General features: G+C 70.7%; 12 protein-coding genes. 5 read left to right on the top strand and 7 right to left on the bottom strand.

Translation table 11 applies throughout. The features are described from left to right. Window positions 1-149: 149 nt before the first annotated feature. The 3 genes from pabB to KHC27_RS06720 are packed head-to-tail and all read left to right on the top strand — an operon-like array spanning window position 150 to window position 2,998. Window positions 150-1,565 (top strand): aminodeoxychorismate synthase component I, encoded by a 1,416-nt coding sequence (gene pabB, locus KHC27_RS06730; RefSeq protein ID WP_213336651.1) that lies wholly within the window; start codon window positions 150-152, stop codon window positions 1,563-1,565. A 9-nt stretch (window positions 1,566-1,574) separates the two neighbouring features. Next, window positions 1,575-2,162, top strand: coding sequence for an anthranilate synthase component II (locus KHC27_RS06725; protein WP_213336647.1), 588 nt, complete (start codon window positions 1,575-1,577; stop codon window positions 2,160-2,162). Then, window positions 2,159-2,998, top strand: a complete 840-nt coding sequence (locus tag KHC27_RS06720) for an aminotransferase class IV (RefSeq protein ID WP_213336644.1) — start codon at window positions 2,159-2,161, stop codon at window positions 2,996-2,998. The genes KHC27_RS06725 and KHC27_RS06720 overlap by 4 nt, the downstream gene beginning before the upstream one ends. A 46-nt stretch (window positions 2,999-3,044) precedes the next feature. Here the strand turns inward: KHC27_RS06720 and KHC27_RS06715 are convergent, their stop codons facing one another. The 5 genes from KHC27_RS06715 to KHC27_RS06695 form a co-directional block, all read right to left on the bottom strand. Beyond that, window positions 3,045-3,878, bottom strand: coding sequence for a DUF930 domain-containing protein (locus KHC27_RS06715; RefSeq protein WP_246519709.1), 834 nt, complete (start codon window positions 3,876-3,878; stop codon window positions 3,045-3,047). Between the two features lie 20 nt (window positions 3,879-3,898). Beyond that, window positions 3,899-4,987, bottom strand: a complete 1,089-nt coding sequence (locus KHC27_RS06710; RefSeq protein WP_213336641.1) for a serine hydrolase domain-containing protein — start codon at window positions 4,985-4,987, stop codon at window positions 3,899-3,901. Between the two features lie 4 nt (window positions 4,988-4,991). Then, on the bottom strand, window positions 4,992-6,569 hold the full coding sequence (locus KHC27_RS06705) for a 2-isopropylmalate synthase (RefSeq protein ID WP_213336638.1): 1,578 nt from the start codon (window positions 6,567-6,569) through the stop codon (window positions 4,992-4,994). 380 nt (window positions 6,570-6,949) lie between these two features. Next, complete coding sequence (locus KHC27_RS06700; RefSeq protein WP_213336635.1) at window positions 6,950-8,527, bottom strand: DHA2 family efflux MFS transporter permease subunit; 1,578 nt, start codon at window positions 8,525-8,527, stop codon at window positions 6,950-6,952. A gap of 33 nt (window positions 8,528-8,560) precedes the next feature. Next, window positions 8,561-9,727: an HlyD family secretion protein gene (locus KHC27_RS06695; protein ID WP_213336632.1), complete on the bottom strand. Its 1,167-nt coding sequence runs from the start codon at window positions 9,725-9,727 to the stop codon at window positions 8,561-8,563. Between the two features lie 148 nt (window positions 9,728-9,875). Between KHC27_RS06695 and KHC27_RS06690 the strand changes: the two genes are divergently transcribed. After that, entirely contained in the window at window positions 9,876-10,535 is a 660-nt protein-coding gene (locus tag KHC27_RS06690) for a TetR/AcrR family transcriptional regulator (RefSeq protein ID WP_213336629.1), read from the top strand. Window positions 10,536-10,560: 25 nt separating this feature from the next. On the opposite strand, the gene KHC27_RS06685 is transcribed toward KHC27_RS06690, so the two are convergent. Continuing rightward, window positions 10,561-11,796 (bottom strand): SAM-dependent methyltransferase, encoded by a 1,236-nt coding sequence (locus tag KHC27_RS06685; RefSeq protein WP_213336627.1) that lies wholly within the window; start codon window positions 11,794-11,796, stop codon window positions 10,561-10,563. Between the two features lie 455 nt (window positions 11,797-12,251). Between KHC27_RS06685 and KHC27_RS06680 the strand changes: the two genes are divergently transcribed. After that, entirely contained in the window at window positions 12,252-13,124 is an 873-nt protein-coding gene (locus tag KHC27_RS06680; RefSeq protein ID WP_213336624.1) for an undecaprenyl-diphosphate phosphatase, read from the top strand. A 38-nt stretch (window positions 13,125-13,162) separates the two neighbouring features. Here KHC27_RS06680 and KHC27_RS06675 read toward each other — a convergent pair whose 3' ends face one another. Then, window positions 13,163-13,510, bottom strand: coding sequence for a carboxymuconolactone decarboxylase family protein (locus KHC27_RS06675; protein WP_213336621.1), 348 nt, complete (start codon window positions 13,508-13,510; stop codon window positions 13,163-13,165). Between the last annotated feature and the right edge of the window lie 86 nt (window positions 13,511-13,596).

Raw genomic sequence — 13,596 nt, 5'->3', positions numbered from 1 at the left:
AACCGCGATGCGGCCGGTTTTTGCCCGGTTGGAGCTAAGCGACCATTGCACGGACGTAGCGTCAAGTCGTCAGAAGGAACGAGAGCGGGCGGCCCCGCGTCCGTCCGGCGTGCTAGGAAGAATCGCCCGAGCCTCCCATATTGCGCCCCATGATCCAGGAACCGCCGCCGCTGGTCGTAGAACTCGCCCCGCTTGACCCGTGGGAGGCCGCCCGCCGCCTCGTCGCCGGCGGCGAGCCCGGCCTCGTCTTTCTCGACAGCGCGATGGTTCACCCCCAGCTCGGCCGCTGGTCCTATGTGATGGCCGACCCGTTCGCCCGGTTCCGGGTGGAAGGGGGCGCGGCGTGGTGGAACGGCATGCGCGAGGAGGCGCCGCCGCTGGAAGCGCTGCGCGCGCGCCTCGCCGCCTATCACCAGGCCCCGCCGGCGCCGGGCCCCCTCGCCCTCGGCGCGGCGTTCCAGGGCGGCGCGGCCGGCTATGTCGGCTATGAGGCCGGGCGGCTGTTCGACCGCTTCCCCACCCCGGCGGCCGAGCCCGGCGAGGGCGCCGAGATCGACCTCGGCTTCTACGACGTCATCCTCGCCTTCGACCGCGCGGCGCAGCGGACCTACCTCATCTCCACCGGCTGGCCGGAGGCCGATCCCGCCCGCCGGCAGGCCCGGGCGCGGGCCCGGCTCATCGAAACCACCGACCGGCTGGAGCGGGCGCCCGCCGCGCTCGGGGCGGTGCCGCCCGAACCGGGCTGGACCTCGAACTTCACCGCCGAGGGTTATCGGGCCGCGGTGGCGCGGGTCATCGACTACATCCGCGCCGGCGACATCTTCCAGGCCAACTTCACCCAGCGCTTCGCCGCGCCCTTCGCCCCGGTCGACCCGCTCGCGCTCTACGACCGGCTGCGCCGCGCCAACCCCGCGACCTTTGCCGCGCTCATCGTCAACCCGGACCGCGTGATCGCCTCCTCCTCTCCGGAGCGCTTCGTGCGGATCGCGTCCGGCACGGTGGAGGCGCGGCCGATCAAGGGCACGGTGCCGCGCTCGGTGGAGCCGACTCTTGACGCCTTCCGCGGCCGGGAACTGACCGCCAGCGAGAAGGATCGCGCCGAAAACGTGATGATCGTCGACCTGCTGCGCAACGATCTCTCGCGCGTGTGCCGCCCCGGCACGGTGAAGGTGCCGCGCCTGTGCGGTCTGGAGACCTATGCCAATGTCCACCACCTCGTCTCGGTGGTGACCGGCGAGCTGGCGGAAGGCCGGGACGGGCTGGACCTGCTCGGCGCGGCCTTTCCCGGCGGCTCGATCACCGGCGCGCCGAAGATCCGGGCGATGGAGATCATCCGCGAGCTGGAGGGCCGGCCGCGCGGCATCTATTGCGGCTCGATCGGCTATTTCGGCTTCGACGGCACCATCGACCTCAACATCGCCATCCGCACCGTGACGCTGGAGGGCGGCGAGGCCAGCTTCGGCGTCGGCGGCGGCATCACCCTGCTGTCCGACCCGGCGCAGGAGCACGCCGAGAGCCTCACCAAGGCCGAGCGGCTGTTCCGCGCCTTCCGGCCGATGCCCTGAGGTGCGGCCATGATCCTGCTCATCGACAATTACGACAGCTTCGTCTTCAACGTGGCGCGCTACCTCACCGAGCTCGGCGAGCGGGTGGAGGTGGTGCGCAACGACGCCGCCAGCCTGGACGAGATCGCCCGCTCCGGCGCGGAGGCGGTGGTGGTCTCGCCGGGGCCGTGCTCGCCCAACGAGGCGGGCGTCTCGCTGGAGGTGATCCGCTCGCTGTCGGGCCGCCTGCCCATCCTCGGCATCTGCCTCGGCCACCAGTGCATCGGGCAGGCCTTCGGCGGGCGCGTGGTGCGGGCCCGCACCCCCATGCACGGCCGCGCCTCGCAGATCACCCATCGCGGTACCGACGTCTTCACCGCGCTGCCCTCCCCCTTCCCGGCCGGCCGCTACCACTCCCTCGCGGTGGAGCTGGAGCCGGGCTCGCCGCTCGTTGCCACCGCCTGGAGCGAGGATGGCGAGATCATGGGCCTCGCCCACCGCGAACACCCCACCTTCGGCGTGCAGTTCCACCCGGAATCGGTGCTCACCGAGCACGGCTACCTCCTGCTCGGCAATTTCCTGAAATCCGCCCGCGCCTTTGCCGAGGCCGTGCCGTGAGCACCGGCCCGGGTGCCGGAAGCTGGATCAGCGCGGAGGATCGCGGCTTCACCCTCGGAGACGGGGTGTTCGACACCGCGCTCGCCCTTGGCGGGGTGGTGTTCGCCCGCGCCCGCCATGTCGGCCGGCTGCTGCAGGCGGCCGATGCCCTTGGCATTGCCATTGAGCCCGAGCGGGTGGAGCGGGCGCTCGATGCCGCCCTGACCCCGGCCCCGACCATCCTGCGCACCACCCTCACCCGGGGCACCGCCGCGCGCGGGCTGTGGCCGGCGAGCGCCGGCCCGGCGACCCTCCTCGTCTCCGCGACGCCGTGGAGCCCGGCGCTGCTCGGCCAGCCGGCCCGGCTGGTGACGGCGGCGGGACGGCGCAACGAGTTCTCCCCCACCGCCCAGCTCAAGACCCTCGGCTATCTCGACCATATCCTCGCGGCCCGGCAGGCCGCCGCGGCGGGGGCGGAGGACGCCCTGATCCTGAATACCGGAGGCCGCGTCGCCTGCAGCACCATCGCCAATGTGTTCGTGCTGAAGGCGGGGCGGCTCCTCACCCCTCCCCTCGCCGAAGGCTGCCTGCCGGGGGTGATGCGGGCGCTGGTGCTGGAGGCGGCCCCGGCGCTCGGCCTGGTGGCGGCGGAGGCGCCGCTGGCGCCGGACGATCTCGCTACGGCAGAGGCGGTGTTCCTCACCAACAGCGTGCGCTTCCTGCGCCCCGTCACGGCGCTGGACGGCGCCGCGCTGGCGCAGGACGGCGAGACGGTGGGCGCGCTGATGGCGCAACTGGCCCGGCAGGTCGCCGCGCAATGCGGGGTGCCGCTGGAACAGGCGCCGTCGTCACCCTAACCGGCGGCGGCCCTGCGCGCCGCATCGGCCGGCCGTGCCGACGCCCTCAATGCACCGCGGCGAGGTTGTAGCCGGCCCACTGGTCGGGCGGGATCGACGCCCCCACCCGGAAGGCGAAGCCGACCACCGCCTGCCCGGCGGCGTCCAGCTCGCACTGGAACGACACCTCATACCAGCCGCGCCGGCTGCGGAAGGCGCCTCCTGCCGCGACGAAGCGCGCCCCGCTCATCCGCGGCTCGGCCCGGGCGTAGTCCACCAGCCGGTCCGGCTGGAAGCCGGCGCGCCAGGCGTGGATCTGCTCCATCGCCTCGAGGTCGCAGAGCTGGGCGATGCGTTCCTCGTCGGCGAGGGTGGCAAGCTCGCGCCGCAAGGCCCGGCTTTTCGGGCTCGCCAGCGCCTGAGCCGACAACATGCGGACCGGGCGCACCGTATCGTCCGGCGGAGCGGCGGCCGGCGGCGCGGACGGCGCGGCGGGAGCGGCGGGAGCGGCGGCCGGCGCGGCGGCAGAAGGCGTGGCGGGAGTGGCCGGTGAGGTGGCGGGAAGGCCCGCTTCGGGCGCCGCAGAGGTCGCGGTCGCCTCGGGCGGCGGGACGGCCGGCCCGGACGGACGCAGCGCCTCGAACGCGCGCGCGCTGATCACCTCGGTCTCGAGCGCCGGCGGCTCAGCCAGATCGAGCGGCGCAGCAACGTGCAGGAGCAGCGCGCCGAGGATCGCCAGATGCAGCATCGCCGCGCCGGCCGGCGGCAGGATATCGGCCCACCGGCGCGCGCGCCTCGACGGCGGCCGCTCGGCCTCACCAGCCGGCAGCACCACCTCGGGAGCGGAAAGCGTCGTCATCGGGCGGGCAACGCCATGGGCCTGTCTCGCATGCCTAGCCATCCCCGCTCCGACCGGCAGGATTATGGCGGCGCCGCCGCGAGGATGCTGGCGAGCAGCCGGAGCAGCGCCGAGCTGCGCAGCTTGCGCCAGCCGCCGCGCCACTCATTGGTGACGGCGACCACGACGCCGCGCGCCGGCACGATGGCAATCATCTGGCCGCCATAGCCGGCGGCATAGGCGGCGCCCGGCCCGAAGGCATCGACCGGTGGCACCCACCAGAGATAGCCATAGCCCTGCCGGCTGCGGTCGCTGTGCGACCAGGCGGTGGTGGAGGCCGCCACCCAGTCGGCCGGCACGATCGTCCGGCCGCCCCAGCTTCCCCTATCGAGATAGAGCTGGCCGAAGCGGGCGGCGTCGCGGGCGCTGAGGCGGAAAGGATAGGCCGGGTGCTCGGAGGCCGGCTCGCTTACATAGCGCCCGTCGGCGGCGGTGAAGTCCTGCATGCCGATCGGGCGGGCGATCCGGCGCTCGAAGGCGGTGAAGATGTCCTCGCCCGTCGCCCGCCGCCAGATCGTGCCGAGGGCGTTGAAATCCCAGTTGTTGTAGAACCAGAAGCGGCCCGGCGGGTGGCTGCCGCGCGCCGGGCGGTCGCGCTTCATCGGCGGCGTCTCGTGGGCGGCGGGGTGGTAGACCCCCGAGCGCGCCATCAGCAGGTCGCGCACCGTGGCGCGCCGCTCCTCCGCCGTGAGCGCGGGCGGGATGTCGTCGATGCCGAGATCGGCGAGGGTGGCGTCCAGCGAGAGGCGGCCCTCGGCCACCGCGATGCCGATCAGCGCGCCGAGCAGGCTCTTGCGCACCGAGGCGACGTCGACCTTGCGCGCGACCTCGCCCCAGCCGGCGACGGGGCGGCCCTGCCGCAGCACCACGACCGCCGTGGTGCCAAGCGCGGCCGCCTGTTCCCGCGCCGCCGCCCGCCCCGCGGCCGACCAGCCGGCGGCATCGGGCTGGCCGCCGCCGGCGTCCGGCGCGCCCAGCCCGGCCAGCGGGTCCGCGCCCACCGGGGCGGAACCGGCCAGCGCGGTCAGCACCGGCCCGGCGCCGAGGGCGCCGCCGGCGAGCCGCGCCGCCACCGCGAGCACGGTCCGCCGCGCGAGCGGCCGCCCGGCCATCGCCTCACTCCGCGGCGGGCTGGGCCTGCGCGTTCAGGCTGTGCCGCTTGGTCTGCAGCTTGTTGAGCGCGATGATGTAGGCCTGCGCCGAGGCGACCAGCGTGTCGGGCGCCGAGCCGCGGCCGGTCACGGCCTTGTCGCCCTCTTCCAGCCGCACCGAGACCTCGGCCTGGGCATCGGTGCCCTCGGTCACCGCGTGGACCTGGTAGAGCGCCAGCTTGGCGGCGTGCGGCACGATGGCCTTGATGCAGTTGAAGGTGGCGTCGACCGGCCCGTTGCCCTCGCATTCCTCGGTGATGACCCGGCCGTCGACCTCCATCTTCATGGTGGCGCGCTGCGGGCCGTGGCTGCCGGCGATGACGGAGAGCGAAACCAGCTTCATGCGGTCATGGGCGGCGGCGATCTCGTGATCGACCAGCGCCTCGATGTCCTCGTCATAGACGACCTTCTTGCGGTCGGCCAAATCCTTGAAGCGGGCGAAGGCGTCGTTCAGCGCGTTCTCGCCCAGCTCGTAGCCCAGCGCCTTCAGCTTGTCGCGGAAGGCGGCGCGGCCGGAATGCTTGCCCATCACCAGCGAGGTCTTGGAGACGCCGACGCTGTCGGGCGTCATGATCTCGTAGGTGGTGGCGTTCTTCAGCATGCCGTCCTGATGGATGCCGCTCTCATGGGCGAAGGCGTTCCGGCCGACGATCGCCTTGTTGTACTGCACCGGGAAGGACGTCACCGCCGAGACCAGCTTGGAGGCGCGGGTCAGCAGGGTGGCATCGATGCCGGTGCGGTAGGGCAGCGCGTCGCGGCGGACGTTGATCGCCATGACGATCTCCTCCAGCGCGGCGTTGCCGGCGCGCTCGCCGATGCCGTTCATCGTGCACTCGATCTGCCGCGCGCCACCGGCGAGGCCGGCCAGCGAGTTCGCCACCGCCATGCCGAGGTCGTTATGGCAGTGGGTGGAGAACACCGCGCGGTCGGCGTTCGGCACCCGCTCGCGCACGGTGCGGAACATGGCGGTGTATTCTGACGGGGTGGTGTAGCCCACCGTGTCCGGCAGGTTGATGGTGGTGGCGCCGTTGGCGATGGCGATTTCCACCGCCCGGCACAGGAAGTCGATCTCGGTGCGGGTGGCGTCCTCGGCCGACCACTCGACGTCCTCGACATGGCCGCGCGCCCGCGCCACCGAGGCCGCGATCATCTCCAGCACCGCCTCCGGCGACTTCTGCAGCTTGTGCTTCATGTGCACGGGCGAGGTGGAGATGAAGGTATGGATGCGCGGCCGGCGGGCATGGCGCACCGCATCGGCGCAGCGGTCGATGTCGCCGGAGGCGGCGCGGGAGAGACCGGCGATGACCGCGTTCCTGGTGCGGCGGGCGATCTCGGATACCGATTCGAAATCGCCGTTGGAGGCGATGGGGAAGCCGGCCTCGATGATGTCGACGCCCATGGCGTCGAGCAGGTCGGCCACCTCCAGCTTCTCCTCGAAGGTCATGGAGGCGCCGGGGCACTGCTCGCCGTCGCGCAGCGTGGTGTCGAAGATCACGACGCGGTCGGTGGGAGCGGCGGCGGCGTCATGGGACGGGGTGGACATGTCGGGCTTCCTTCTCGGGGCGGAGCGGCGCGTCAGGGCGGCTCGGTCCGCGGCAACATCGTGAGGCGAGGTATGCGCGTCGTCCCCTGAGCGCCCAGGCGTGATGCCCGGCCGGCCCTCAGGGGCGGCTAAGAAGAAGGAGCCCGGACGCAAGGAGAGCCTGCCCGGAAACCCGCAGGGCGGCCGGGGTCGCGGTGCAGCGGCGGACGGACGCAAAGGTCACGGCTCGGCTCTCGCGAGGGTTGCTCTCTGGGAAGGTTCTTTAGCCGAGGCCGCGCCCGGCGGCAAGAGGTGGCGAAGACGCCCTCCTGCGGTCCGGCACGGCCGGGCGCAGGCGGCACAGTCCCGCGCAAGGCCCGGGCCGCTCCGGCCGCGCCGGCTCAGTGGCCGCCGCCCCCTCCGGCCCCGCGAGCCGGGCGGCGCATCAGCGGAGAGGCGAACAGCAGCAGCACGAACAGCACGGTGAGCACCAGGAACACGTCGGAGAAGGCCATCACCTCCGCCTGCACCCGCACCTGCCCGGCGAGCTTCTTCAGCGCCGCGGCCTCGGCGTCGGAGCCGAGCGCGGCGAGCGCGCCGGTCATGGCGTCGAGCCGCTCCACCGCGGTGACGCTGGCCCACTGCACGTTCTCGTGCAGCCGGGCGAGGTGAAGGTCCCAGCGGTCGTTCAGCACGGTGTTGATGAGCGCCAGCCCGACCGCGCCGCCGAGGTTGCGCATCAGGTTGAACAGGCCGGAGGCGTTCTTGAGCTGCGCCGGCGGCAGCGTGCCGAGCGAGATGTTGTTGATCGGGATCATCGCCATCATGATCCCCACCCCGCGCAGGATTTGGGGAACCAGCAGTTCCCAGAAATCCCAGTCCTGGGTGAGGCCGGTCACCTGCCAGGTGCCGAGCGCGAAGGCGGCGAAGCCGAAGGCGATCATCATCCGCGGATCGACCTTGGCCACCAGCCGCCCCGCCAGCGGAGCGCTGAGGAACATGGCGAGGCCCGAGACGAACATCGTCTCCCCGATCATCAAGGCGGAATAGCCCCGCACCCGGGCGAGATAGAGGGGATAGAGATAGGTGAGGCCGTAGAGGCCGATGCCGACCACGAAGCTGAAGGCCGAACCGACCGCGAAATTGCGGTTCACGAAGGCGCGCAGGTCGACCACCGGGTCGCGCGCCAGCAGCACCCGGGCGAAGAAGGCCACCGCCGACAGCGAGCCGAGGATGGCGAAGAAGAAGATGGAGCGGTCCTCGAACCAGTCATTGGTCGGCCCCTCCTCCAGCACGTATTCCAGGCTGCCGAGGAAGCCCGCCATGAACAGCAGCCCCCACCAGTCGAACCGGTCGAGCAGGCTGAGGTCGGGCTCGTCGAAATCCACCAGCGTCGCGGTGGCGATGATGACGAAGATGCCCGGCGGGATGTTCACCAGGAACAGCCAGTGCCACGAGAACAGGTCGGTGAGATAGCCGCCGATGGTCGGCCCGATGGTCGGCGCCAGCGTCGCGACGAGGCCGATGAGCGGGGAGATGACCGACTGCTTCTCGCGCGGGAAGATGGAATAGGCCGCCGCGAACACGGTGGGAATCATGCCGCCGCCGAGGAAGCCCTGCAGCGCGCGGTAGACGATCATCTGGTTGATGCTCGTCGCCGTGGCGCACATGAAGCTCATCGTGGTGAACCCCACCGCCGAGGCGACGAAGAGCCAGCGGGTCGAGAACGCGCGGGACAGGAAGCCCGACAGCGGGATCATCACCACCTCGGCAATGAGGTAGCTGGTCTGCACCCAGGAGATTTCGTCCGAGGAGGCGGCAAGCCCGGCCTGGATCTCCGACAGCGAGGCCGAGACGATCTGGATGTCCAGGATCGCCATGAACATGCCGAACACCATGCACAGGAAGGCGAACATGCGCCGCACCTCGGAGGAGGCGGCGCGCGGTGTCGAGGCTCCGGCGGCAAGGGTTCCGGCCATGACGGCGTGTCCTGTGGCAGAGGGGCGGCGGCGTCAGGAGGCGCCGCGGGTGTCGACGACGGCGGTCACCGACATGCCGGGCCGCAGCGGCGCGCGGGCGATGGCCTCGGGGTCCAGCTCGACCCGCACCGGCACGCGCTGCACGATCTTGGTGAAGTTGCCGGTGGCGTTCTCCGGCGGCAGCAGGCTGAACACCGAGCCGGAGGCCGGCGACACGCTGGCGACGTGGCCCGGGAAATCGGTGCCGGGATAGGCGTCCACCTCGACCGACACCTTCTGGCCGGGATGCAGGTCGCCGAGCTGGGTCTCCTTGAAATTGGCGTCGACATAGACGTGCTCCATGGGGACCAGCGCGAGAATGCGGGTGCCGGGCTGAACCAGCTGGCCGAGCTGCACCGCGCGGTTGCCCACCACCCCGTCGAACGGGGCGCGGATCACCGTGAAGTCCACATTGCGCTGCTGCTGGTCGCGCGCGGTGCGGTATTCCTCGAGCAGGCTCTGCGCCTCGGCGCGCTGGGCCTTCAGCACGTCGATATTGGCGAGCGCGGCGGTGACCGCCGCGCCGGCAGCGTCGACGGCGGCCTTGGCCTTGTCGCGGGTGGCGCTGGCGGTCTCCAGCGTTGCGCGGCTGGCATAGCTGTCCTTCGCCAGCTCCTGCTGCCGCTTGAGGTCCGCCTCGGCGCGCTGCAATTCCGCCTGGTCGGAGACGAGCTGCGCCCGCGCCTGGTCGACGCTCGCCTGCCCCGCCAGGATCTGCTGGCCGTAGCGGTCGATGGTGGCCTGCTGGGTGGCGATCTTGCCGTCCGCCGCCTTCAGCGACAGGTCGTAATCCACCGGGTCGATGCGGACGAGCACGTCGCCCGCCTTCACCTTCTGGTTCTCGGCGACGTCGATGCCGACGATGTGACCGCCCACCTTGGCGGCGAGCACCGAGGTGTCGGCCGCGACATAGGCGTCGTCGGTGGAGACGAGGAAACGGCCCACCCGCCACCAGTTCAGCCCGTAATAGCCGCCGCCGGCCAGAGCCGCGATCAGGATGGCGCCGAAGATCATCGGCTTGCGGGAACGGCGTGGCGGCGCGGGCGGGGCTTCCGCCTCCGCTGCCGGCTTGGCATCGCCGGGCGAGGCATCCGCCTTGCGCAGCGCGCGGACGGGCCCCGTCTCCGGGGTGCGCCGCTCAATCTCCAGAACGTCCGCCATGGGTCTTCCCGCCTCTGTCACGACCTGAACCAACGCGATAGCAACTGAACGGTTCAGTCGCCGCCGCTGATCTATCAAACTAAACAGTTTAGTCAATTCCTTTGACAACCACCTCGCCGTGCCCATATGCAAAAAGCGAGAGGATGCCATGAGCCACACCGACAGCGATATCGCCCTGACGGGCGCCGGCAGCCGCGGCGAGCCGGAATCGGCAAAGCGCCGCGACATCATCGATGGCGCGCGCCGGGTGTTCTTCGACAAGGGCTTCGACGGCGCCAGCATGGACGAGGTGGCCCGCGCCGCCAGCGTCTCCAAGGCGACGATCTATGTGTATTTCGAGAGCAAGGAAGAGCTGTTCGAGGCGCTGGTCCTGAACGACCGCGCACGCTCGGCGGAACACCTGTTCGACGTGAACGCCGCGACCTCGGACATCGACGGGCTTCTCCGGCATATCGGCACCACCTTCATGCGGATGATGGTGCAGCCCGACCATATCCGGCTGGTGCGGATGGTGATCGGTGTCGCCGAGAAATTCCCCCGCATCGGGCGCAGCTTTTTCGACGCCGGGCCCTGCCGCGGCGGGGAGCGGCTGGCCCAGCTGCTGCGGGAACAGGCCGATCTCGGCCACCTCGTCCTCGACGACGATCGCGAGGCCGCCCACATCTTCTTCAACCTGTGTCAGGGCCGGATCGGCAAGGCGCTGCTGTTCGGCGACACCACCGTGCCGACCGAGGCGCAGATCGCCGAGACGGTCGACCGCGCGGTGCGGGTGTTCCTCGCCGCCTACGGCACCGCGCGTCCCGCGTGAAGCGCCAGGACGACGCCGTTGCCGCTCACCCGGGCGGCAGGCCGGCGGGGGCGGCCATGGCGCGCTCCTCGTCCACGATATAGTCGCGGATCACCGGCACGGCGTCGCGCTCATTGGCGAGCAGCAGCTGGTAGACCATGTTGGAGCCGTGCAGGAAGCCGAGCTCCACCGCGACGAGATAGAACTCCCACATCCGCGCGAAGCGCTCGCCCATCATCGCCACCACCTCGGGCCGCTTGGCCTCGAAGTTCTGCCGCCAGTGGCGGATGGTCCAGTAATAGTGCAGCCGCAGGATCTCGCAGTCCGCCGCCCACAGCCCCACCCGCTCCAGCGAGCCGAACACCTCCGACATCGCCGGCACATAGCCGCCGGGGAAGATGTACTTGCGGATGAACGGCCCGGTGGTGCCGGGCGGCGACATCCGCCCGATGGCGTGGATCATGGCGAAGCCGCCCGGCGCCAGCAGCCGCTTTATCGTGCCGAAATAGGCATCGAAATGGGTGACGCCGACATGCTCCATCATCCCGACCGACACCACCCGGTCGAACGTGCCGGTAAGCTCGCGGTAGTCCCGCTCGAAGAAGGTGATGCGGTCCATCACCCCGGCCGCCTCGGCGCGGCGGCGCGATTCGGCGAGCTGCTCGGTGGCGACGTTGATGGCGGTGACATGCACGCCGAGCTTCGCCAGATAGATCGCCAGCGCCCCCCAGCCCGAGCCGATCTCCGCCACCCGCATGCCCGGCTCCAGCTTCAGCTTGGCCGCGATGTGGCGCAGCTTGGCGTCCTGGGCCTCCTCCAGCGTGGCCTCCGGCGTCGGGAAATAGGCGCAGGAATAGATCATCTGGCTGTCGAGCCACAGCCGGTAGAACTCAGGCGGGTGGTCGTAATGGCTCTGCGCGTTCTTCGCCGCGATGCCGAGCGGGTTGGACTGGTGCCACCGCTTCAGCGCCCGCCAGCTCCGCCGCAGCGCCTGCTGCACCGGATGCGCGCCCAGCCCCTTCCGGTTGATCGAGAAGAGATAGAGGAAATCATAGACCGTCGAGCCGTTCTCGAAGGTGAGCCGGCCATCCATATAGGCTTCCGCCGAGACCAGCTCGGGGTTGAAGAACAGCTCGCGCTCTACCTTCGCGTCGTTGAGGCGCAGCGTGACCTCCGGGCCGTCGCGGCCGGAGCCGAAGCGCGCGGTGCTGCCGTCGGCGTCGATGACGACGAGCCGCCCCTTGTCGATGAACCGCGTCAACAGGTGAGGAAGAAAGCGCATGAAATGGTGCCACCCCGGAAGTGTCGGCCGGCATCCGGCCCCATGGGGGCTCGCGCTGTCAAGTCGCGGGGCATGGGCCGCGGCCGGGAACGGGCCGGCGCCCCGCCCGCCGCCGGCCCCGGCGGGGCCGCGCCACCCACATCGACCTTGGCGCCGGCGGCAAGTATGACCTTAAGTAAATATCAGAATTGACCTTAAGTCATATCAGGTACGCGCGCCTTCTCCTGTATCCGCTACGTCATGCCATGCTTTCGTAACGACATCTTCCTGAATTACGGCCAAGAGACACCCCGCAACACTGGTGTGCAGCGCACAATCGCGCTAGATCGAATCGGCGTTGCGCACTGAGCCGGCTTCATCACCGGCGCCTGCGGGCGCGGAACGTGAGGATGATGGGTCCTTTTGGGGTCGGAGCCTGAACGGGCAGCGCCCGGGCCCGATGTGGGGGATGACGAATGGTCGATGTGTGCTCGGCGGGCTCGGCGATGGGCTTTGTGGATCTGAGCGTCGGAAAGGTCGCGGTGCTGGGCCTGGTGCAGGGCGTGACCGAGCTGATGCCGGTGTCCTCCAGCGCCCATATGCGGGTGGTGCCGGCCCTGCTCGGCTGGCCCGATCCCGGCGCCGCCTTCTCCGCGGCGATGCAGATGGCGGCGCTGGTCGGCGTGGTGAGCTATTTCTGGCGCGACATCGTCGGCCTTGCCGGCGGGGCGGGACGGGCGGTGGTGCGGCGTGATTTCGCCGACGCCGATTTCCGCCTCGTGCTGTGGATCCTCATCGGCACGCTGCCGATCGTCGTCGCCGGGCTGGCGCTGGCCCACAGCCTGAACGGCTGCGGCTCGCCGCTGCGCAGCATCTGGGCGGTCGGCCTCGCCTGCATCGTGATGGGCGGGCTGCTCGCCCTGACGGAGCTGATGGCGCGCCACCGCCGCGAACTCGGCAGCATCCGGGCCCGCGACGTGATGCTGGTCGGCCTCGCCCAGGTCGGCGCGCTGATCCCCGGTGTGTCGCGCTCCGGCTCGACGCTGACCGCGGCGCTGGCGCTGGGCTTCCGGCGGGAGGAGGCGGCGCGCTTCTCCTTCCTGCTGGGCCTGCCCGCCATCGCGCTGGCGGGCCTGAAGGAGGTGGTCGAGCTCCACAAGATGGGGCTGGACGGCCATGGCTGGATGCTGCTCGCGGTCGGCATCCTCGCCGGCGGCCTCTCCTCGCTGCTCGCGATCTGGGGGCTGATGCGCTTTCTCGAACGCTTCTCCACCTGGCCGTTCGTCATCTACCGCATCGCGCTCGGCGTGCTGCTGCTGGGGCTCGCGGCGGCCGGGCTGATCGCCTGAGGGATGCGGTGGGCGGACACCCTGTCCGCCCGTTCGGCTCAGGCCGCGGCGGCGAAGCCGTCATAGGCGCGCAGCGCGTCGGCGGCGTACATCAGGGCGGGGCCGCCACCCATATAGACGCACATGGCGAGCGTCTCGGCGATCTCCTGCCGGCTCGCACCGAGGTCCTTCAGCGCCTTGGTGTGGAAGCCGATGCAGCCATCGCAGCGCTGGGTGACGCCGATGGAAAGGGCGATCAGCTCCTTGGTCTTCTTGTCGAGCGCGCCGTCGGCGGTCGCGCCCTTGGCGAGGGCGGCGAAGCCCTGCATCGCCTCCGGCACCGCCTTGCGCAGCTCGCCGACATAGGCCGAAATGTCCCGGGTGATGGCACGGTAGTCCTTGGTCACGACACGTCTCCATGGGTAATGACAATTTGTGTTTTTATGATATACCCCGACTCCGTAGAATCCCGGCAAATAGCTGCGAAGGCTTG

The organism is Ancylobacter lacus (assembly GCF_018390635.1).
Taxonomy (GTDB): domain Bacteria; phylum Pseudomonadota; class Alphaproteobacteria; order Rhizobiales; family Xanthobacteraceae; genus Ancylobacter; species Ancylobacter lacus.
The sequence above is the reverse complement of the archived record's forward strand: the minus strand, read 5'-3'. Positions and strand labels throughout refer to the sequence as shown.

Coding starts and splice junctions, on each gene's coding strand:
- KHC27_RS06680 (WP_213336624.1), top strand. CDS start 12,252: ATGGTCGATGTGTGCTCGGCGGGCTCGGCGATGGGCTTTGTGGATCTG.
- KHC27_RS06700 (WP_213336635.1), bottom strand. CDS start 8,527: ATGGCCGGAACCCTTGCCGCCGGAGCCTCGACACCGCGCGCCGCCTCC.
- KHC27_RS06715 (WP_246519709.1), bottom strand. CDS start 3,878: ATGGCTAGGCATGCGAGACAGGCCCATGGCGTTGCCCGCCCGATGACG.
- KHC27_RS06725 (WP_213336647.1), top strand. CDS start 1,575: ATGATCCTGCTCATCGACAATTACGACAGCTTCGTCTTCAACGTGGCG.
- KHC27_RS06710 (WP_213336641.1), bottom strand. CDS start 4,987: ATGGCCGGGCGGCCGCTCGCGCGGCGGACCGTGCTCGCGGTGGCGGCG.
- KHC27_RS06690 (WP_213336629.1), top strand. CDS start 9,876: ATGAGCCACACCGACAGCGATATCGCCCTGACGGGCGCCGGCAGCCGC.
- pabB (WP_213336651.1), top strand. CDS start 150: ATGATCCAGGAACCGCCGCCGCTGGTCGTAGAACTCGCCCCGCTTGAC.
- KHC27_RS06695 (WP_213336632.1), bottom strand. CDS start 9,727: ATGGCGGACGTTCTGGAGATTGAGCGGCGCACCCCGGAGACGGGGCCC.
- KHC27_RS06705 (WP_213336638.1), bottom strand. CDS start 6,569: ATGTCCACCCCGTCCCATGACGCCGCCGCCGCTCCCACCGACCGCGTC.
- KHC27_RS06685 (WP_213336627.1), bottom strand. CDS start 11,796: ATGCGCTTTCTTCCTCACCTGTTGACGCGGTTCATCGACAAGGGGCGG.